This is a genomic window from Altericista sp. CCNU0014, from assembly GCF_044923475.1.
GTDB lineage: Bacteria > Cyanobacteriota > Cyanobacteriia > Thermosynechococcales > Thermosynechococcaceae > JAAURS01.
The window spans coordinates 3,263,768-3,284,516 of record NZ_CP137338.1 but is presented as its reverse complement, the minus strand read 5'-3'; the positions used below and the strand labels follow the sequence as shown (position 1 = coordinate 3,284,516).

Below are 20,749 nucleotides of genomic sequence, written 5' to 3'. Positions count from 1 at the left end.
CTTCAATCGATCGGGTCGCAGGTATCGCACGGCTAAAGCCATGAATGAGGTATGCGATACTCATCAATGAGCGACTGCATCTCGTTGTAACTCCTACTCCCGCTCAATCCTTCCAACATCGATATTGTCTCTATGTCAACCTCTGAATCTCAGCCTTCAGACCGGAGTGGTTTCCGCGCTCTCATGCAAAATCGTCCTTTTGCGATCCTGTGGGTAGGGCAGATCGTGTCGCAAATAGCCGATAAGATTTTTTTCGTGCTGCTCATCGACTTGGTGATCCACTATCAGATCCCGACGTTCTTAGCGAATTTTTCAAAAGCTTCTGTCATGATGGCCAATACGCTTCCGGCTGTCTTTTTAGGATCTGCCGCCGGGATCTTCGTAGACCGCTGGTCGAAAAAGCAAATTCTGTGGTCGAGCAATTTGGGTCGCGGCATCATTATTTTCATGATTCCGTTTTTGCCGAAACAGCTTTTCTTTCTGCTGATCGTTGCGGTGGTAGAGTCTGTTTTGACGCAGTTTTTCGCTCCGGCGGAGCAAGCAACGATCGCGGTTTTAGTGGAGCGAAAGCTGTTAATGCCCGCTAATGCTTTATTCACCACCACGATGATGGGCGCGTTGGTCGTGGGATTCGCCATCGGCCCCGTGCTCTTGAGCTGGTCTGCGGCCTGGGGGGGAACCTACGGCGGTGCTATTCTCGTGGGCGGTCTCTACGTTTTGGCCGCAGTTATTTTGGCTCTGGTGCCCGTCAAGGATGACAAACCGATCGCGTCCGAGCACCTCCATCCCTGGGAAGACTTCAAGCAGGGACTCCGGTATCTGCGGAAAAATCGCCTCCTGAGCAACGCGCTCGTCCAGCTCACCATTTTGTACAGCGTCTTTGCCGCCCTCATCGCCCTCGCGCCGGGATTGATAGAGACTCTCAGGATAGAACAGGGGATCGACGTCCAAGCCAGAGACTTCAGCTTTTTGCTGTCCTGCGCGGGGGTGGGGCTGATTCTAGGCGCGGCTTTTTTGGGCCAGTGGGGCGATCGCTTCGATCGCTGGCCGCTGCCGTTAATCGGGTTCCTGAGTATGGGGCTGGTGCTGATCGCCTTTTTCTTCGCCCATCAGTTGGAGTTGCTGCTGTTGCTGAGCGGGTTCTTGGGGCTGGGGGCAGCTTTTATTGGCGTACCCATGCAGACGCTCATTCAGACTCAAACGCCGCCCAACATGCGAGGCAAGGTGTTTGGCGTACAAAATAACATCATTAACATCGCCCTGAGTTTTCCGCTGTCGATCGCCGCGCTCTTGGCCGATATCACCTCCTCGGTTCGCGGCGTTCTGCTTTCGATTGGTATTTTGGTTTCGATCGTAGGGATATGGGCGTGGCGCAGTACGCGAGGGATGCTACACGATGAAACCTATTGAGATTGCGAGCGGGAGGTGGGAAGATTCAAACCGCCCGTCGCTATGTCAGGAAGCGCCTAAATTTCTAGACAGGCCCTGTATAAAACACTACACTTAGGATCTAATCTTAAGATTTGAGCGAACTTTTAAAACTTTCGCTGTAGAGCTGATTATCATTAGATTTTCGATTCTTTTGTATTTTGCATCGTCTATCGAGCGTTTATAAAATTCACGATTGGTTTGAGAGGACTTGACCGTGCGTGCAACTGGAGCATTTGCCCTTCTTGATAGTTTGAAGCGTCATGGCGTCGAGCACATCTTCGGCTATCCGGGCGGCGCAATTCTGCCCATTTACGACGAGATTTATCGCGCTGAAGAGCGGGGCGATATTCGCCACATTCTGGTGCGCCACGAGCAGGGCGCTGCCCATGCCGCCGACGGCTACGCGCGGGCGACGGGCAAAGTAGGCGTTTGCTTCGGGACCTCAGGTCCTGGGGCCACCAACTTGGTCACGGGCATCGCCACCGCCCACATGGACTCGATTCCCATGGTGGTGATCACGGGGCAGGTTCCCAGCAACGCCATTGGAAGCGATGCCTTTCAAGAAACCGATATTTTTGGGATCACGCTGCCCATTGTCAAGCATTCCTATGTCGTGCGCGATCCGAAGGATGTGGCCCGTATCGTCGCGGAAGCCTTTCATATTGCCAGTACTGGACGTCCGGGTCCGGTTTTGGTGGATGTGCCCAAAGACATCGGCTTGGCAGAGTTCGACTACGAAGCCGTCGAGCCTACTCAAGTCAACCTGCCAGGGTATCGACCCACCGTTCGGGGAAATACCCGCCAAATTGCCAACGCGCTCAAACTGATCCAGGCAGCAAAACAACCGCTTCTGTACGTCGGGGGCGGGGCGATCGCCTCCAACGCCCACGCCGAACTCAAAGCCCTGGCCGAATTGTTTCAGATCCCCGTCACCACCACCCTGATGGGCAAAGGTGCCTTTGACGAGCATCACCCGCTGGCCTTGGGGATGTTGGGGATGCACGGCACCGCCTACGCCAACTTTTCCGTGACCGAGTGCGACCTCCTCCTTGCCGTGGGCGCTCGTTTCGACGATCGCGTGACCGGAAAACTGGATGAATTTGCGTCCCGTGCCAAAGTCATCCATATCGACATCGACCCCGCCGAGGTGGGCAAAAACCGTCCGCCGGAGGTACCTATTGTCGGTAGCGTCAAGCCTGTTTTGCAGGAGTTGCTAAAGCTTGCTGGCGCAGGCTCGGGCCAAAAGCCGGATACCCGAGCTTGGCTGGCCCGCATCGACCGTTGGAAAGAAGACTATCCCCTCGTGGTGCCTTACCCCGACGGCAAGATATCTCCCCAAGAAGTGATTGCGGGTTTAGCGCAGCAAGCGCCAGATGCTTACTACACCACCGACGTCGGTCAGCATCAAATGTGGGCGGCTCAGTTTTTGAAAAACGGTCCTCGCCAGTGGGTTTCGAGCGCCGGACTCGGCACCATGGGTTTCGGGATGCCCGCCGCTATGGGTGTCAAAGTCGCCCTTCCCGACCGTCAGGTCATCTGTATCAGCGGCGATGCCAGTTTTCAGATGAATTTGCAGGAGCTGGGTACCTTAGCGCAGTACGGCATTAACGTCAAAACAGTGGTGATCAACAATTTCTGGCAAGGGATGGTGCGCCAGTGGCAGCAGGCATTTTACGGAGAACGCTACTCTAATTCCAACATGGATAAAGGCGTGCCTAACTTCGTGAAGCTGGCGGATGCCTTCGGGATTAAAGGGATGGTGGTCGATCGCCGGGACGATCTGGAAGGGGCGATCGCCGAAATGTTGGCCCACGACGGCCCCGTGCTTCTGGATGCCCATGTCACGCGAGATGAAAACTGCTATCCCATGGTGGCTCCTGGCAAGAGCAACGCTCAGATGATCGGTCTGCCAGAACGGGTGCTAGATCGGGCGGCTGAGCTAGTGTATTGTAGCGGCTGCGGCGCTAAGAATACGCTTCACAACCGTTTTTGCCCTGAGTGCGGTACCAAGCTATAGGCTTGCTCCTGCGTCATTTTGCCCATATTAGGCAAAAATAGCGTTATGGAGTCACGATTTGAGGATCTTGCATGGAATTACAGGCCCAAGTCCAGGGGTTGATCGATAACGCTCCCACCGATGGCGCGGACCTTGAAGCGATCCGACTTGTGGCGATCGTTCTGGGGCAAGTTGCGGAAGGGTTAGAGCATACTGAATACTACATTCTGCAAAATTTTCAGCAGCAGTGGCAGATTACTACCCTTCAACATCGCACCCAGGAAGAACTTCAAAAAACCGTCCTCCATGCCTACGGCCATCTCTCCGACGCAACGCGAGTCGGTCAGTCGGAAGATCTGATCGCACTCCCCATTCCGGTCGTGCAGCTTCTATTTCAGTTTTTTTCCTTTGAAGGCGTCGATAGTATTTTATTTATTGACGAGGCTAACAAGCCCGATCGCATTCGGGAGCTAGCGCGGCAGGATTTACAGTTGATGGTGCAGTCCTATCTGGAGCAGTTCGGCAATAGCAGTGGCGCTTCAGGTGGAAATTTTGACGATATAGCCTGATGTGGCGGAATTACATCAAAGGCAGGTGCATCAGCTTGTCTCAGGTTTAGCTTTATGCTTGCGAAATGAGGGTGAGTAAAAACTTGTGGCGGTATCTTACCGTAACCTTTCTCGCTTATCGATCGGGTTCTCAGGAGGGAAATCATGCAGCAATCTGTGATTTATCAAGAGATTCTTCAAGAGGGCGAACAGAAGGGCCGTCAAGAAGGCCGTCAAGAAGGCCGTCAAGAAGGAGAACGATCGCTGATCCTCCGCCTCCTCTCTCGACGTGTGGGGTCTCTCTCATCAGAAACCCGATTGCAGGTTGAATTCCTTTCCCTCGATCGACTGGAATCACTGGGCGAGGCACTTTTGGATTTTTCTGATTTGTCCGATCTGGAGCGATGGCTGCAATTGCACGCATAAACTACAGCGATCGCCACTGCCTCTGCCAGCCAAACCACCCCAAGCGACGAACCTGCCTCTATAGTCTTCCAACCCCAAACTCAATCCAATTGCTGCTCTAGGATGGACTTCTGTAACTAGTCAAACGCAGTAATGGTAGTGTGGGTTTCCTAACGTCAACCCACTGACAAGACAATAGTTAAAGGGCCTCGGATTTGAATGAGTCGGTTTGGTCATGGGTTTCGTTCCTCAACCCAAGCTACCATTACTGCCATCGCTCACGCGCACAATCACATGATGTTTTGAGTTATTGATGTAAGGAGCGATAGCTGCGCAAGAGTCCGCCTTTGTTTGATGCCGTAGTACGATGACGTTCAGCCCAAACCTATAATCAGCCTCAATGACTCGTACCCACCACGACCTGTTTGCCAAACAACATCTTGAAGCGTTGCTTGAAACGGTGGGGGATGTAAACAGTAGTCGAAAAATTGTCAGTGAAACCCATGAAGTGGATATCCTGTTTGTTCCCCACGAAAAAGTGCAGGAAAATCTCGCAGCCCTGGGTGTTCTTGGGCAAATCGCGACCCATCTCTGCTTGATTGAGCCGTTTCGCAATTCAGTTCAATTGGATGATGTAGAAGACTGTATTGGGAAGCTGATTGACTTCACTCAGGAATGTCGTCGTCAGGCAAAACGGGAAAAACAGAACTTGAAACGGGCCGAGTATCCTCAACTATGGATTTTGAGTCCAACCGTAACCGTGTCCAACAGAGTCATCGAACATTTTGGAGCTGTTCAAAAGCCGACCTGGCCATTCGGCTTTTATTTTTCACAATCGTTTCGCACGGCATTGGTTGCGATTCATCAGCTTCCTGTTAATGAAGCAACACTGTGGTTGAGATTAATGGGAAGAGATGGGGTGCAGCGAAGGGCGATCGCCGAGCTATTAGCGTTACTCCCAGACCATCCGATGAAGCGCAGGACGATGGAGCATTTGGCGGTGTTGCAAATCAGCTTGAATGTAGGGCAGAATCTAACTACGGATGAGAGGGCTTTGGCGATGAATTTGACTCCTGTTTATGAAAAGTGGCGACAAGAGACTCTGGATGAGGGACAACAAAGGGGGCTAGAACAAGGTTTGCAACATGAGCGATCGCTTATCCTTCGATTGCTTTCCCGTAAAATTGGTTCAATCGCCCCCACAACCGAAACCCAAATCCGATCTCTGTCTCTTACTCAACTTGAGGCATTGGGTGAAGCACTGCTAGACTTCTCTCAAGCATCGGACTTGAGTGATTGGCTGCGGACTCTTGGTTCGTAGCTATCGCACTCGTAAGCAAGTCCAAAAGCCACAGCGATCGCCACTGCCTCTGCCAGCCAAACCACCCCAAGCGGCGAACCTGCCTCTATAGTCTTCCAACCCCAAACTCAATCCAATTGCTGCTCTAGTGAATTGCAAGCTGAGACGGAAGTTGAGGCTGCGATCGCATTAGCGAAGGGGAAGCTCATTTGAGGGATAAGGAAGGTGTTGTTGAGTTTGTACTTTTCTCAGGTTGCAGTGGTAGGTAGGCTCTGACGGTTGTCAGCGTTATCTTAAGCAACACTGTAGAAAGCGTAAGTACGTCCGGCCCCATCTGAGAAAGTTGCTTCAGTAATGGTAGTGAGTTGACTTACAATTGGAGCGATCGCCGTTATGTTGCCCCTTCAATGACTGAATCGAGATCAGACCTAGACTCGCCCTGGAAGGACATTTTAAGGGCATACTTTCCGCCGGCGATCGCCTTTTTCTTTCCCCAGACGGCTGCTTTGATTGATTGGAGCAAGCCTTATGAGTTTTTGGATAAGGAGTTTCAGGCTGTTTCGCAGGATGCTGCAGTGGGGCGGCGCTATGCAGATCAGTTGGTCAAGGTTTGGCTTAAGGGCGGAACGGAACTTTGGCTATTGCTGCATCTGGAGGTGCAAAGTCAGTCTGAGACTGAGTTTGAAGAGAGGATGTTTATCTACAGCCTCAGGATTTTTGACCAATTCCGTCAGGTCCCAATCAGTTTGGCGATTCTGTGCGATGAGAGCTTATCCTGGCGACCCAGTTGTTATGAAGCCAATTATCCAGACACGTCGCTCAATTTTAAGTTTGGGACGGTGAAGCTGTTGGATTGGCGAGACCGGATGGATGAATTAGAATCGAGTGATAATCCCTTTGCAACGGTCGTGATGGCTCACCTGAAGGTCATTGAGACGAAGCGCGACGTGGATCGGCGTAAGAATTGGAAATTCAGACTGACTCGTGGGCTATATGAGAAAGGTTACGAGCGTCAGGAGATCCTAGACTTATATCGCTTTATCGATTGGATTCTTGTTTTGCCGGAGGCGGTTGAGCGCGAGTTTTGGCAGGAACTTCAAGTTTTTGAGGAGGAACGAAAAGTGACTTATGTAACGAATGCAGAACGTTTTGGCATTGAGAAAGGTCTTAAGCAGGGCATTGAGCAGGGTGCGGTTCAGGAAGCCCGATCGCTGATCCTCCGCCTCCTCTCTCGACGTGTGGGGATCCTACCCTCAGAGGTACGATCGCAGGTTGAATCCCTTTCCATCGATCGACTGGAATCACTGGGCGAGGCACTTTTGGATTTTTCTGATTTGTCCGATCTGGAGCGATGGCTGCAATTGCACGCATAAACTACAGTGAGCCACTGCCTCTACCAGCCAAACTACCCCAAGCGGCGAACCTGCGTCTATAGTCTTCCAACCCCAAACTCAATCCAATTGCTGCTCTAGCGAATTGCAAGCTGAGGCGGAAGTTGAGGCTGCGATCGCATTAGCGAAGGGGAAGCTCAGCATGGAAGTCATAGAGGCTTCATCCAGAAATTAATTCCTGAAACTGCCGATCCTGGCGGATTGGGTCAAACGCAGACTCAGTTTGCGCTTTCTCCCGAAATTCTTCAGGACTGGCTGCGATCGCTAGCTTCAAGTTTTCCATAGCTAGGCTCATGTTATCGAGAAAAGCATGGCAGCAAGCTTTTCCATATAAAGCTTCAGGATAGTCTTGTTTGTGAGTAAGAGCTTTGTCAAAAGCTAACAAGGCTTGCTGATATCTGCCCAGTTGACGCAGGGAATTGCCACTATAATTATAAATGTTGTTAGAGGTTGCTAGTATTAACGTTAGCTTCTGCCTCTGCATCATAGATAATAATGCTCTACCAAATTTTCTCGACAAAGTTTTACCAAACAAAGACTTTTCGAGTTTTTCCAAAAATTCTAATACTTCTTCATAATGACCTAGATTATACAATTTTCTTACATGTCCAAAAATTTGTTCTGAACTCAGTAAGTCAAGTATTATAACTTCTCGATTAAGATTTTTAGATCTTTTTGGTGATAAATATATGAAACAGCGACAATAAAGATACAAGCACGAGAAAGTAAAAATAATGAGAATCATAGGATTTAGGATAACAAAAGGTAGACTTTTACTATAGCAATCCCATTTGATTTGTGAGACTCTAGAGAGAGTAACAATGCTAAATAGATGCTGTCTGAACTTAAAGACTTTATCCAGTCTAATCCAGATGTCCGTGAGTTAAAGCGTGCTGTCGCAGTACAGATGTATCTCAACGGTTATAAACACCGAGAAATCCAGGAGAGTTTATCGGTCAGTTCAGGGTTCATTAGCAAATGGACAGCCCTGTATAGAGAGCAAGGGGTGCAGGGACTGAAGCTGAAGCACTTAGGCTCAGTTGGGCATCTAAGCCCCCAACAGCGCCAAGCAGTCTGTACCTGGCTACAGACCCAAAAATACTGGAATCTTGAAGAACTTCAAGGCCATATTGAGCAAGCGTATCAGGTTGTCTTTGACTCCAAGCAAAGCTACTACACCCTGTTCAAAGAGGCTGGGATTAGCTGGAAAAAGACTCAAAAGCGCAATCCCAAGGCAAACCCCGAACTGGTTCAAAAAAAAAGAGGAAATCACGGACTGGTTAGAGGCGCATCGCGGTGAAATCGATTCGGGCGAATTAGTGGTCTTGTTCCAAGATGAATGTCATCTACTCTGGGGCGACCTGTGCGGGTACATCTGGGGCAAAACATCGGAGCGCATTGAAGTGCCCATCGTAAACGAACGAGAGAGACAAACCTATTATGGGGCTCTCAACCTCCACACCCAAGAATGTCTGATCCAAGCCTATGACAAAGGCAATTCTCAAAGCACAATTGCCTTTGTGGACTATCTACTCAAACAACATCCCAGTCGTCGTATTGCCTTACTCTGGGATGGGGCAAGCTACCATCGTTCAGGAGCGTTTAGAGGCTATCTCACCTCTATCAATCAAGACCTTGACGAATCACAATGGAAAGTCACCTGTATAAGGTTTGCACCCAATGACCCCAAGCAAAATCCAATTGAGGACATTTGGTTACAGGCGAAGCGCTTTATCCGAGAGTGGTACCATCTTTGCAAATCTTTCCGTGCAGTCAAGGCTTTATTTGAGTTTGCGACCCATCGACAAATATTTGATTTCCCTAAGCTTTTTACCTATGGCTGCTTCTCATAAATGATTTGGGATTGCTATAGTCATAAGCAATGATAAAAAGGATAGTATTGGAGCCAGCATAATTTTATAGATAAATCCCTTTTCTGAGTTATTAAGGTTTAGAAAACTCAAGCTTGGCGCGACCTCGTTGATAACAATAGAAGATTTATAGGAGGACAAAAGCTTTATACATATTATTATTGCCTGTAGGGGCATGACAGTTGACGTTAGGAAACCCACTGACAAGACAATAGTTAAAGGGCGTCTCACCACATCAATGTCTGCAATACTGCGGAAAGAAAGCAAGTCTTTCCCAGTCCCACGGACAAACTCCTTCACAATATCGCTTCCATTTCCACTGGTGTAAAACACGGTATCGGGGCTATTGTCATTATTGCCAAGGGAAAAGACGTCGTTGCTCGTGCCGCCAGTCAATCGATCGCTGCCTAAACCGCCAACTAGACTATCGTGCCCATTGCCCCCAAGCAAAATAGCATTTCCGATACCGTCTGTAAGGGTGTCGTTCTATCCCCACCATCCAAAATACTGCCTGCGCTATTGTCAATCAGGATATTGCTCGTGCCGCTGATAGCATTAGTCCCAGTCAGCGTCAGATTTTCCAGGTTATCTCCTAACGTCCAACTGACAGCAGATTTAACCGTATCTGTGCCCTCACCCGCTCTAGCTCCAGCAAAATTGGAGACTGGTGCATCTACTACAGTCCCTCATATTCGACCCGATCGCTAAATTACTGGATGACTGGGTACCACGCCTCACAGAACTGGATTTAGGAACGTAGCACAATTAAACAGAAACCAATAGATACTTTTTACTCTAAACTGCAAGCTATAAAGTCATTACTTGAAGGTCGCGATTTCGGGGTTGCTTTCCAGAGTAGAATTGCAGTTTTGATCTGTCATGGCGCTTTCTTCCTACTCCGAACGATTTCGCCGCTGGCTCCAACCCCAACGGTTGACGATCGCCGAAGCGTGCTTGATCGGGTTTGTCTCGGGGTTGGCAGCCGTCGTGCTTCAGCAAGGCGTCAACTGGATCGGATCGGGACGGCTGTACTGGAGCACCCACGCGTCCTTCGGAACGAGCGCTAGTGCGGTTCCGGTTCCGCCTTTCTTGGTCTTGGCCTTCATCGGGGCGATCGGCGGGTTTGCCTCAGGGTTGCTGATCGAGCGCTTCGCTCCCGAAGCCTACGGCAGCGGCATTCCTCAGGTCAAAGCAGCATTGGCCCAATTTCCCATGCGACTGAACGGTCAAGTGGCTTGGGTGAAGCTATTGAGCGGCATTTTGGCCCTAGGTTCCGGGCTGAGTTTGGGACGGCAAGGGCCGACCGTACAACTGGGCGCAGCGCTGGCAGCTCAACTCAGCTACTGGGTTCCCACCGCACCCGCCCACCGCAAACAAATGATTGCAGCGGGTGCAGGAGCGGGCTTGGCAGCGGCTTTTAATACGCCGCTTGCGGGAGTGCTGTTTATCGTAGAAGAACTGCTGCGGGATCTTTCGGGTCTCACGTTGGGTACGGCAATCTTGTCTTCATTTATTGGAGCGGTTGTCGCGCGAACCTTTGGGGGACACAGCCTTGCCGTCAATCTCTCTACCCTGACGACTCAAACCAGCTTCTCGCTGTCAGAAATTCCGTTCTACATTTTGTTGGGCGCGCTGGCAGGACTATTTGGCGGGCTGTTCAATCAGGGTCTGCTGGCAAGCCTAAACCTCAACCAGCGGTTTTTACCGATCGGTTTGCCCTGGCGCATCGCCTTGGCCGGGTCGTGCAGCGGCGTACTGCTAGGGTTGCTGCCCGCTTCGTTTCAAAATTTAGAAGGGCTGCGTCAGTGGATTAGCTTGGGCGAAGCAGATTGGCCGATCGTCGCGCTGGCTTTTGTCGTGCGGTTTGGGTTATCGCTGATGGCTTTTGGTTCTGGAGCACCGGGGGGCGTGTTTGCGCCCAGCTTGGTGTTGGGAGCGGCGTTAGGGCAGTTGGTGGGTTTGTTGCAAAGTCATTTTCTAGCAGCAGGACTGCCTTCCACCTACGCACTAGTGGGGATGGGCGCGTTTTTTGGAGCAGTCAGCCGGGTTCCGTTTACGGGTATCGTCATTATTTTTGAAATGACGACCAATTTTAACTTGGTGCTGCCGCTCATGATGAGTTCGGTCGTGGCCTATTTGGTGGCCGAAAGGGTCAGCCCCGGTTCGCTCTACAATCGCTTGCTGCAACGCCAGGGCATCGATCTCGTTCAGATGAGCAAGGAACCGGACAGCGTTCAGGGCATGTTAGACCGACTGACCGCCGCCGATATCATGCAGCGCCGCGTGGAAACGCTCTCCAGCGACCTATCCCTACAGCAAGCCATGAAAGCGTTTGCGCGATCGCATCATCGCGGCTTTCCAGCAATCGAAAACGGTCGATTGGTGGGTATCATCACCCAGACCGACCTGACCCAGGCCCTCTCGCGATCGCTCCCCGACACGACGCCGATTCGAGAAGTGATGACTCCTCAGCCCGTGACGGTTGCGCCGGAGGACACGCTTTCGACGGTACTCTACACCCTCAACCGTTTTGAGGTGAGTCGGTTGCCCGTGGTAGAGGGGCGGAAGTTGCTGGGCATTATCACCCGCGCCGACATTATTCGCTCCGAATCTCTAGCGGTGACGGGGGCGAGCTGCAACCTGAGCGCCTTTGCCAATCCGTCCTACCCGGTCTTCCAAACCCAAGGCCCCGCTGTCGGTCGAGGGCGACTGCTGGTCCCCTTAGCCAATCCAGAAACCGCAGAGATCCTGCTCAAGTTGGCAGTTGCCATTGCCCGCGATCGCCACTACGAACTGGAGTGCATCCAAATCGTTCAGCTCCCCCGCAATCGCCAGCCTTCAGAAACGCCAGTCAAAACGGTTCAAAGTCGGCGATTGCTCCAACGGGCCGTGCGCTACGGGCAGCGCCATCAAGTTTCGGTTCACACCCAGGTGCGGGCGGCCCACGATGTGGCCCAGGCGATTTTAGAAGTTGAAAAACAGCGGCATATCGACCTGATTTTGATGGGGTGGCAGGGGACGACCACGACGGGCGATCGCATTTTTGGCAACACCGTGGACGTCATTTTACGTCAGGCGGTCAGCCCGGTGCTGTTGTTCAAATGGCCCGCCAATCCGCGATCGACGGATCTGAAACGATGGCTGGTGCCGGTGGCGGGGGGCGCGAATACAGCTCACGCGCTGGGCTGGCTGCCGCCGCTCATCAACGCATTTGGGTCTGAAACGGCCACGTATTTGTGCCGAGTTTACCCGCCAAATGTAGAGCAAAGCCACGACCTGATCGAAACCTACGTGGAAACCTTAGGCACTCAATGCAAAGGGCAAATTCAGGGGCTGGAGTTAACGGGAGAAGTCGTCCCCAGTATTTTGGCTTTTGCCGAAGGAATCGAAGCAGATGCGATCGTGCTAGGGGCTAGCCGCAATCGGTTGTTCGATCGCGTTTTACAGGGCAACATTCCCGAGGCGATCGCCCGTCAGAGCAAGAGCGCAATTTTGCTCGTCCGTGGCCCTACAATGACGGAGGAGGAAACACCATAGAGGTTTTTGCGATGGGCAGGAGTATCGTATGTTGAAATTCCGAAACAGAGGAGTGCGATCGCGACAACAGCGACGCAAATCTTCGCGGTCGGTGTGGGTACTCATCATGCTGGTACTGGGCTTTAGCAGCTTCTGCGGGTGGACTTTGAGCTTGAATCGAGGAGCCGCCTCAATGGCAGCGCAGTCGACGGCCATCTCGGCTCAGACCGCGCCGGACCCCCAAGGAACGGTCGATGCTGTCCCCCAAACGCTTCAGTTAGCCCAAGAGACCTACTTGGCGAGGTGCGCGACCTGTCACATCGGCATTCCCCCAGCGGTATTACCCACCGAATCCTGGAAAAATATTTTGGAAGATGACAACCACTATGGCGTTCCTTGGACGCCGCTCCGCAATCCAGACTTGGCGCTGGCCTGGAAATACGTCCGCACTTACTCGCGTCCCAACAACCCGACGGAAGATCCGCCCTACCGCATCGCGCGATCGCAGTATTTCAAGATTCTCCACCCGAAGGTGAAGTTTGCAGAACCCGTCAAAATTGGCACTTGCGTCAGCTGCCACCCAAGCGTCTCCAGGTTTAATTTTCGAGATCTGAGTCCCCAGTGGCAGAATTCGCCGTAGCTCCAGCCTGCGACCCTTCCCACCGTCGTAGCGGGACGCAGTCGATGTCAATCTGGTCGAGGGTGCGGGCCACGACAAAATCCACGAGGTCTTCGATGGTTTGAGGCTGGTGGTACCAGGCAGGAATCGCCGGAACGATGCGCGCGCCAGCTTCCGCTAGGGCGGTGAGGTTGCGCAAATGAATCAAGCTAAACGGGGTTTCGCGGGGCACTACCACGAGCTTGCGCCCTTCCTTGAGCTGGACGTCCGCAGCCCGCTCCAGCAGGTCGGTACTCAGTCCTGCGGCTAGTTTTGCCACAGTGCTCATGCTGCAAGGAATCACAAGCATCCCCGCCGTGCGAAAGGATCCGCTGGCAATGGTGGCACCGACGTCCGCAGCGGGGTGACAGGTGAGCTTGCCCGTCCACGCATCGGCTTGCGATCGCCAAAATTGCTCTTGTTTGTCCGGGTCGGCGGGCATTTGGACGTTATTTTCAGCCTTCCAAACTTGGTAGGTCGCTTTAGAGGCCACCAGTTCCACGGAAAACCCAGCCTGCAAGAGATACTTGAGGGTGCGTACCGCATAAATCAAACCAGAAGCACCTGTTATACCCACGATGACGGGCCGACGGACCGAAGCTTGAGATGGATCCATACTTTAGATAGAAATAAGGAAAGGGCGCTGAAGTTAAACTAGTCGGTACGGATAGGATGGCTCTCTCCTATCCTGACCTATTGCGCCCCATCCTGACTTTATTTTGGAGAAGGTCTCAGAAAGCGATGGGTTGAGCCTCAATTTCGCCACCAATCGCGCGTTCTCTGGGCTAAAAGCTCTCTATTTAAGATTGCGAGTGTAATTGGCGACAGTTTCTCGTCCGTCTTTCCCATATTGTATGAATGCATCTTGGAAGGCAACGAGCCGCTCAACCTTGCGTTTTGACTAAAATGCGTTTTGACTAAAATAAATACAGTTTCTAGATAAAAACACATTAGCAATACTGGGATTGAAGGTTAAGACTGTTGGGATGCGAGCGTTCAGTGGTTTGGATTCTGAGGTATGTCATTTAACCCCGTTCCCGTTCAGCCATGGCGAAGGTTCTTGCAGACGGTGGCCTTATTTGTAGTAGGCGGACTGGCGGCGGCGGTTTTATTCGACCGACCTGATGCGGGAAACGGTCGCCCTGCGACGGTCGAGGTTCCCAAAACAGCAGAGGTGCGAACGGCTCAAGCTCCAACTGCAAAAAGCCGCTTTGAGAGGCAAGTTGCAGAACTGCACCGCCTCTATCAAGCTGCGCCGACCTTATCCGTCGAGGAACTCGTGGTTCGCGAAGAGTCTGAGCTTGAGAACGATTCGACGATGGCGATCGCAGCCCTTCAAACCCCCGCTCAGTTTCGAATTCCTGCTCACCCCAGCAACTTCGGCGATCGCCTATCCCGCGACACTCGGGGAAAATTGCTCGACAATCCATTGCTCGTCGTGCTGCACGAAACGACCTCAGCGGCATCGGGCGCGGTCAATACGGTGCTTACTCCCCACCCCCACGATGACGATCAGATCAGCTATCACGCCATTATTTGTCAAGATGGCACTATTCTTTACCTCGTCGATCCGCTCAAGCGCGCCTACGGAGCTGGAAATTCAGCTTTTAAGGGGAAGAACGGCCTCGAAACGGTGCAAACGAACAAAAACTTAAAACCCTCAGTCAATAACTTCGCCTACCATATTTCTCTGGAAACGCCTTCAGGTGGATACAACAGCAACTCCGAGCATGTCGGCTACAGCGGCGAGCAGTACACTTCGCTCGCTTGGTTGACGGCACATTCCGGGGTAGAGGACAGTCGCATTACAACCCACTTGGCCGTCGATCGATCTGGAGAACGGCAAGATCCGCGTTCTTTTGAAATGGATTGGCTGAAGCAAGATTTGGCGCTCCAAAGGACTGATTTTGTATCGCTGGGTGCCACACCTTAAGGGGCGATCGCGTTCAGATCGATTGATACCTCAGATCCTTTGCAAGGTCGCGCAACTCATCAAATCTATTCTTGGCTTTAGCAGATAATAACTAAGATTAACGGCAGCAGTACCACCAAGATCTTTCAATTTGGCAGGAAATCAGGATTCAATACCTGAGCGATCGCATAAGGGCATTGCGCAGGGAAGTTTTCTAAAAAGATAGTGGTTTCATCCGAGGCTTTTTCCCGTGCAATGGCATAGCACGCGTCAAATTCCTGAGACAAATGACCTTTAAGGCTAGGACTATCCTCGAGCAGTCTTAAAATCTGCCGACGTTGTTCGCGGATCGTAGCTTGCCAACTGCGGGATTGGTGCTCTGGTTGATAATGCCACTTGAGCAAGTGCATGAGCAAAACCTCTAATCGGTTTTCACCTTAGCGCTTTTCACTCCGATTCAACGCTTCAATTTCCTCTACCAAGTTGTCTAAATCTAGCTCATCAAATCGCCTTGCCTTCAGGAGTTGAGCGGTTTGATCTAGCCAAAGCGAAAAGTCGGATGTGTAGAGCGATAGCATTATTGCTGTCATAATCTATCCCCTTTCGACCAGCTTTTCATGAATGGAGAATAGGGGATTCGAACCCCTGGCCTCTGCGGTGCGATCGCAGCACTCTACCAACTGAGCTAATTCCCCGATCGATTCAGTCCTAGAATAGCAACTGAGATACTTTGATTCTAGTCTGTAAAATCCCCCTTAAGACTGACCTAAGGGGGATTTATACTGCGTTAAAGCACGCTAGTCCTTAGTCCTTCGTAATACGCGGCGGTTCGCGGAAGAAAATAGCAAAAAAGAACAAGCCCAACAAACAGGCAAGAATGAATACGTATGCGATCGCTTCCATAGGAGCCTCAACAAGATCTCGAAAGTGTTCAGCGTAGCGAAGAGAAAAGGCGTTCCAGACCCAGCAGTGCCGATCTAGAACACCTCAATCTCGTAAAACTAAGCCCTACTGCGAGTGGACGTATCGCCCACCTTTTGGTAGTAGCCCCACTCAACCTGCTCTTCCGCTAAGTCTGGGTCGACCCCAGCAAACACATCGCGGAACAGCGTCCGAGCGCCATGCCAGATGTGACCGAAGAAGAACAATAGCGCAAAACAAGCATGGCCAAAGGTAAACCAACCGCGAGGACTGGTTCGGAAAATCCCGTCAGAGTTTAAAGTTTCAGAATCGAATTCAAAAGGTTCGCCCAATTGAGCCTTACGGGCATACTTCTTGACGGTTGCGGCATCGGTAAAGGTTTGACCGTCCAATGCACCACCGTAGAAGCTAACCGTAATCCCTTTCTGCTCGAAGCTGTTCTTTGACTCAGCCCGACGGAATGGAATGTCAGCCTTGACCTCGCCAGCACCATCCACTAAGAGCACGGGGAAAGTTTCAAAGAAGTTAGGCAAGCGACGCACAAATAGCTCCTCGCCCGTACTATCCTTAAAGACCGGATGACCTTGCCACTGTCTGGCAATCCCGTCACCGCTATTCATCGCGCCCGTGCGGAACAAACCGCCCTTGGCGGGACTGTTGCCCACATAGTCGTAGAACGCCAGCTTCTCAGGAATCGCTTCCCAAGCTTCTGCAATACTCTTGCCATTGGCCACGTCGGTTTGAACGCGACGCACCATTTCTTGCTTGAAGTAGCTGCCATCCCACTGATAGCGGGTTGGCCCAAACAATTCGATCGGCGTTGCAGCCGTTCCGTACCACATGGTTCCGGCCACGACAAAGGCAGCAAAAAATACTGCTGCAATACTGCTGGAAAGCACCGTTTCGATGTTCCCCATCCGCAGCGCCTTGTAAAGTCGTTGAGGCGGACGCACGATTAAGTGGAACAACCCAGCAACGATCCCGACAACCCCTGCTGCAATATGGTGAGCTACAATACCGCCTGGATTGAATGGATTAAAACCATCGGGACCCCATTCCGGCGCGACGGGCTGCACGTGGCCCGTCAAACCGTAAGGATCGGACACCCACATTCCAGGTCCCCATAGACCCGTTAAATGGAAAGCCCCAAAACCGAAGCAGAGCAAACCCGACAAAAAGAGGTGAATCCCAAACATCTTGGGGAGATCCAGCGCGGGCTCGCCCGTGCGGGGATCTCTAAAGAGCTCCAGATCCCAGTAAACCCAGTGCCAAATTGCAGCTAAAAACAAGAGCCCGCTGAGCACGATGTGTGCCAACGCAACCCCTTCAAAACTCCAGAAACCAGGATTGACACCCGTCTCACCCAAAACGCTCCAGCCGCCCCAAGAGGACGTAATGCCCAAGCGCGACATAAAGGGCAATACAAACATGCCCTGCCGCCACATGGGATTTAAAACCGGATCGCTGGGGTCAAATACAGCTAGCTCATAGAGCGCCATGGAGCCAGCCCAGCCTGCGACCAGCGCGGTATGCATCAAGTGCGTTGCGATCAGTCGCCCTGGGTCATTAATCAAAACCGTGTGGACGCGGTACCAGGGTAGTCCCATTGACTACGCTCCTCCTCTTAAAATATCTTTACATTTTCTCAACAGTTTCTTATTCCGAGGACCAATACCCCGAGGAATACTAAACAATGCCTCAACGGCTGTAATAGCTGTTGGAAGCGCGTTTCCTTAGCCTCAGCCATCTGAGAAAGCTAAGAGAGTCATTGACCACTATTGAAGCATACTTAAGCACTTGGCAATAAGCAGTTCAGAAGTTATAACCTTAACGTGTTTGATGAGATTGCCCGAACATCTTCAGCGTCGCAGCTCTCATTAACCAAGCGTTTCATTCCAGAAGTCCGTTTTACCCAGGATGCTGTATTCGCAACCTCGATGATGGCTTTTGGACAGAAACTATTAAAGTATATAAAGAAGTGTAACCAGTGCCCGATGGGTTTTCAAGGAAGCTTAACGTTTTGAAAACTCTTGGTTTGACGGACTTTGAGGCCGTTTCCAAGGCGGTCTCGAAGAACGTTCCTTCTCATTTTCGAATTTTTAAGGTTGTTTCCAGGAGACCTGTTTTATGAGTCAAGCGATCGATCGTGCAGACCCGCAAGCGGTAGATGCTTCAGCGCTACCAGGGCCATCATCTCCTAGCTCTGCTCCCGCGGAGACCCCTCAGAGCGCAACACCTCAGTCGTTCTTGGCGACCATCAAATTTGTCAAAGAAGGCAAGGAGGTGATGGCAGCGGCAGGTGCCAATCTCCGGCAAAAAGCGATTGAAAACGGAATCGATCTCTATACGCTGAAGGGCAAGCTGATGAACTGCGGCGGCGTAGGACAGTGCGGGACTTGCCTTGTAAACATTACGGAAGGGGCCGATCGGCTTTCACCGCGAACGGATTTTGAAAATCGCAAGCTCAAACGCCGTCCCGAAACCTGTCGCCTTGCCTGTCAAACCTTGGTCAACGGTTCGGTGACGGTGGAGACAAAACCCTAAATCTCCTCTAAATCTCTACGTTAGGGCAGATTAAACTTGACCTTAACGGAACGATAGTATTGTAGTCTTATGATCTGTGCTGGGATAAAAAAGAGTTAAGTCCTATGGAAGTTAATAACCTTGGATTGATTGCTACGGCCTTATTTGTGTTTGTTCCGACGGTTTTCCTGATCATTCTGTACGTGCAAACGGCCAGTCGCGGTGAAGGCTAAGGTTCGAGTTTGAAAGATACGGGCGTTGCGACATTCCCCCATTCTCAGGGTCTGATGGGTTCGGAGGTGAAGGTTGCGCTCGCTTTTTGCCGACTGTAAAGTCTTAAAAGGTGCACCTCGCTCTGGGGTGCATTTTGCTTCTGTCATCGTCCAGTGAATAAGCTTATGTTCAGTCCGCGTCGGAGCCAGCCTGAGCCTGGTCAGGAGTCAGTTTGGGACTATCCGCGTCCGCCCGCGCTTGAAGCGACGACAAAGCTCGTTCTCGTTGAGGTCAATGGCGTGACGATTGCCGAGACGCGTCGCGCTCAACGCGTTTTGGAAACGAGTCACCCCCCGGTTTACTATATTCCCCCAGAGGACGTGCGTCTGGAATACTGCCAACCCATCGCCCGATCGACGTTTTGCGAATGGAAGGGGGCCGCAGCTTATTACACGGTAGTGGTGGGCGATCGCCGCATTGATGCTGCCGCATGGTACTACCCCAATCCAACGCCTCAGTTCGAGGCCATCCGCAATTATGTCGCGTTTTACCCCAGTCGGATGGACGCCTGCTACGTCGATGGAGAATGAGTCCAATCCCAACCGGGAGACTTTTATGGCGGCTGGATTACGCGAGATATTGTAGGTCCCTTCAAGGGCGACCCAGGCACTTGGGGATGGTAAGGGCGCTCTCAAGGTTGAAGCGCTAGCATAGAAAAGCGATGCTGCGATGTATCGAGACGGAATCGGAACACTGTTTTGGCTTTGAGTAGCGGCGGTATGCATAAGGTAGCAGTTGGTCTTTCGGGAGGGGTGGATAGCTCGGTGGCGATCGCCCTGCTCCAGCGCCAGGGATACGATGTGGCGGGTGTCACCCTTTGGTTGATGAAGGGGAAAGGACAGTGCTGCTCTGAGGGGATGGTGGATGCCGCCCAGCTTTGCGAACAGCTCGGGGTGGATTACCACGTCGTCGATACCCGCGATTTGTTCCAAGAAAATATTGTGGATTATTTGGTGGCGGGCTACGAAGCAGGCGTAACGCCGCTACCCTGCTCTCAGTGCAACAAGGCCGTCAAGTTTGGGCCGATGTTGCGCTATGCCCGAGAAACCCTAGGGGCGCAGAAGATCGCGACGGGCCACTACGCTCGGGTGCGTCAAGACTCTCAAACCGGAAGGACTCAACTTCTCCGGGCCGTCGATCGCCATAAGGATCAGTCTTATTTTCTGTACGACCTTTCTCAAGAAATTTTGGCTGGCGCAATTTTTCCCTTAGGCGAGCAAACCAAGGCCGAAACCCGACGGATTGCCGCCGAATTAGGATTGCAGACTGCGGGAAAACCGGAAAGTCAGGATTTGTGCTTAGTGGAAGCCCACGGCTCCATGAGCGCTTTTTTGGACCAATACATTCAACCGCGCCAGGGCGAAATCGTGGATCGTCAGGGTCAAGTTTTGGGCCACCACGAGGGCGTGCATCATTACACGATCGGACAGCGCAAGGGTCTGGGAGTAGCTGCCGCGCAACCCCTCTACGTAGTGGGGTTGGATCCGGCGATGAATCGAGTGGTGGTGGGCGATCGCGACAGTGCCGTTCGGTCAGAATGTACCGTCCAGCGCGCGAACTGGGTCTCCATTGCAGCGCCAGCGACACCCATTCGGGCGCAGGTGCAAATTCGCTACCGCACGCCGCCCGTGGATGTAACCGTTATTCCGCTCGCGATCGATGAAACCGGAAACCAGCGAGTAAAGCTGGTTTTCGACGAGCCGCAATTTAGCGTAACGCCGGGACAGGCTGCGGTCTGGTACGACGGCGAACTGGTCTTAGGTGGCGGCGCGATCGAGCGCTTGCCTTTATAAAAATGTTTGTATCAAATGTAAATTAACGGTCGAGCCTTTGCACTGGTGCTAGCTCGTCCGAAGAGGTATTAACGCTAGGACATAACTTTTGAGGGATTCGACCTTGAACTCGACTCTCTAAACTGTTCTGAATTGAAACGGTAGACCTATCGCGGTGGTGGCTGCAACAACCCTATCGGTTCGAGAACTTTAACAGGGACACCTAAGAAAA

At 51.9% G+C, this 20,749-nt stretch carries 17 protein-coding genes, 1 tRNA gene and 3 pseudogenes; 14 read left to right on the top strand and 7 right to left on the bottom strand.

Going from position 1 to position 20,749, the window contains the following annotated elements; all coding sequences use genetic code 11:
* The first annotated feature begins 132 nt into the window (after positions 1–132).
* The 6 genes from R6H26_RS15790 to R6H26_RS15765 all read left to right on the top strand — a co-directional run bounded on the left by R6H26_RS15790 (position 133) and on the right by R6H26_RS15765 (position 7,053).
* On the top strand, positions 133–1,410 hold the full coding sequence (locus R6H26_RS15790) for an MFS transporter (RefSeq protein ID WP_404783619.1): 1,278 nt from the start codon (positions 133–135) through the stop codon (positions 1,408–1,410).
* A gap of 235 nt (positions 1,411–1,645) precedes the next feature.
* Positions 1,646–3,448, top strand: a complete 1,803-nt coding sequence (gene ilvB, locus R6H26_RS15785) for a biosynthetic-type acetolactate synthase large subunit (protein WP_404783617.1) — start codon at positions 1,646–1,648, stop codon at positions 3,446–3,448.
* Between the two features lie 71 nt (positions 3,449–3,519).
* Positions 3,520–3,996: a hypothetical protein gene (locus R6H26_RS15780; RefSeq protein ID WP_404783615.1), complete on the top strand. Its 477-nt coding sequence runs from the start codon at positions 3,520–3,522 to the stop codon at positions 3,994–3,996.
* Positions 3,997–4,140: 144 nt separating this feature from the next.
* On the top strand, positions 4,141–4,401 hold the full coding sequence (locus tag R6H26_RS15775; RefSeq protein ID WP_404783613.1) for a DUF4351 domain-containing protein: 261 nt from the start codon (positions 4,141–4,143) through the stop codon (positions 4,399–4,401).
* A 379-nt stretch (positions 4,402–4,780) separates the two neighbouring features.
* On the top strand, positions 4,781–5,701 hold the full coding sequence (locus R6H26_RS15770; RefSeq protein WP_404783611.1) for a DUF4351 domain-containing protein: 921 nt from the start codon (positions 4,781–4,783) through the stop codon (positions 5,699–5,701).
* A 386-nt stretch (positions 5,702–6,087) separates the two neighbouring features.
* On the top strand, positions 6,088–7,053 hold the full coding sequence (locus R6H26_RS15765; RefSeq protein WP_404783609.1) for an Rpn family recombination-promoting nuclease/putative transposase: 966 nt from the start codon (positions 6,088–6,090) through the stop codon (positions 7,051–7,053).
* Between the two features lie 178 nt (positions 7,054–7,231).
* Here R6H26_RS15765 and R6H26_RS15760 read toward each other — a convergent pair whose 3' ends face one another.
* The gene (locus tag R6H26_RS15760) at positions 7,232–7,816 is read right to left on the bottom strand and encodes a TPR end-of-group domain-containing protein (RefSeq protein ID WP_404783608.1); all 585 of its coding nucleotides are present in this window, start codon (positions 7,814–7,816) and stop codon (positions 7,232–7,234) included.
* Between the two features lie 87 nt (positions 7,817–7,903).
* On the opposite strand from R6H26_RS15760, the gene R6H26_RS15755 reads away from it, so the two are divergent.
* Positions 7,904–8,924 (top strand): IS630 family transposase gene (locus R6H26_RS15755; RefSeq protein ID WP_404783606.1). Its coding sequence is split into 2 segments (ribosomal slippage): positions 7,904–8,334 and positions 8,333–8,924, totalling 1,023 coding nucleotides; the frame shifts between segments, so codons are not numbered across the junction.
* On the opposite strand, the pseudogene R6H26_RS15750 reads toward R6H26_RS15755, so the two are convergent.
* Positions 8,919–9,416: pseudogene (locus R6H26_RS15750) on the bottom strand (hypothetical protein); the annotation flags it as partial. The gene R6H26_RS15755 and the pseudogene R6H26_RS15750 sit on opposite strands and share 6 nt — an antisense overlap.
* Before the next feature lie 405 nt (positions 9,417–9,821).
* On the opposite strand from R6H26_RS15750, the gene R6H26_RS15745 reads away from it, so the two are divergent.
* Together R6H26_RS15745 and R6H26_RS15740 are read left to right on the top strand one after the other, a co-directional pair.
* A complete protein-coding gene (locus R6H26_RS15745) occupies positions 9,822–12,479 on the top strand; it encodes a chloride channel protein (RefSeq protein WP_404783604.1) in 2,658 nt (885 codons plus the stop codon).
* A gap of 28 nt (positions 12,480–12,507) precedes the next feature.
* Entirely contained in the window at positions 12,508–13,098 is a 591-nt protein-coding gene (locus R6H26_RS15740; RefSeq protein WP_404783602.1) for a cytochrome C, read from the top strand.
* Here the strand turns inward: R6H26_RS15740 and R6H26_RS15735 are convergent.
* Complete coding sequence (locus R6H26_RS15735) at positions 13,055–13,732, bottom strand: flavin prenyltransferase UbiX (protein WP_404783600.1); 678 nt, start codon at positions 13,730–13,732, stop codon at positions 13,055–13,057. The two genes, R6H26_RS15740 and R6H26_RS15735, sit on opposite strands and share 44 nt — an antisense overlap.
* A gap of 402 nt (positions 13,733–14,134) precedes the next feature.
* On the opposite strand from R6H26_RS15735, the gene R6H26_RS15730 reads away from it, so the two are divergent.
* Positions 14,135–15,049 (top strand): peptidoglycan recognition family protein, encoded by a 915-nt coding sequence (locus tag R6H26_RS15730; protein ID WP_404783599.1) that lies wholly within the window; start codon positions 14,135–14,137, stop codon positions 15,047–15,049.
* Positions 15,050–15,174: 125 nt separating this feature from the next.
* Here the strand turns inward: R6H26_RS15730 and R6H26_RS15725 are convergent.
* The 4 genes and pseudogenes from R6H26_RS15725 to psbB form a co-directional block, all read right to left on the bottom strand.
* Positions 15,175–15,606: pseudogene (locus R6H26_RS15725) on the bottom strand (DUF29 domain-containing protein).
* A gap of 44 nt (positions 15,607–15,650) precedes the next feature.
* Positions 15,651–15,723 (bottom strand) — tRNA-Ala (locus tag R6H26_RS15720).
* Positions 15,724–15,832: 109 nt separating this feature from the next.
* Positions 15,833–15,931 (bottom strand): photosystem II reaction center protein T, encoded by a 99-nt coding sequence (locus R6H26_RS15715; RefSeq protein ID WP_404783597.1) that lies wholly within the window; start codon positions 15,929–15,931, stop codon positions 15,833–15,835.
* Positions 15,932–16,029: 98 nt separating this feature from the next.
* Positions 16,030–17,556, bottom strand: a complete 1,527-nt coding sequence (psbB, locus tag R6H26_RS15710) for a photosystem II chlorophyll-binding protein CP47 (RefSeq protein WP_404783596.1) — start codon at positions 17,554–17,556, stop codon at positions 16,030–16,032.
* A 679-nt stretch (positions 17,557–18,235) separates the two neighbouring features.
* On the opposite strand from psbB, the gene R6H26_RS15705 reads away from it, so the two are divergent.
* The 4 genes and pseudogenes from R6H26_RS15705 (at position 18,236) to mnmA (ending at position 20,538) form a co-directional block, all read left to right on the top strand.
* Positions 18,236–18,493, top strand: coding sequence for a 2Fe-2S iron-sulfur cluster-binding protein (locus tag R6H26_RS15705; RefSeq protein WP_404791345.1), 258 nt, complete (start codon positions 18,236–18,238; stop codon positions 18,491–18,493).
* A gap of 104 nt (positions 18,494–18,597) precedes the next feature.
* Complete coding sequence (gene psbM, locus R6H26_RS15700; protein WP_404783595.1) at positions 18,598–18,705, top strand: photosystem II reaction center protein PsbM; 108 nt, start codon at positions 18,598–18,600, stop codon at positions 18,703–18,705.
* A gap of 165 nt (positions 18,706–18,870) precedes the next feature.
* A pseudogene (locus R6H26_RS15695) lies at positions 18,871–19,368 on the top strand (DUF427 domain-containing protein).
* Between the two features lie 96 nt (positions 19,369–19,464).
* On the top strand, positions 19,465–20,538 hold the full coding sequence (gene mnmA / locus R6H26_RS15690) for a tRNA 2-thiouridine(34) synthase MnmA (protein WP_404783593.1): 1,074 nt from the start codon (positions 19,465–19,467) through the stop codon (positions 20,536–20,538).
* Positions 20,539–20,749 lie beyond the last annotated feature (211 nt).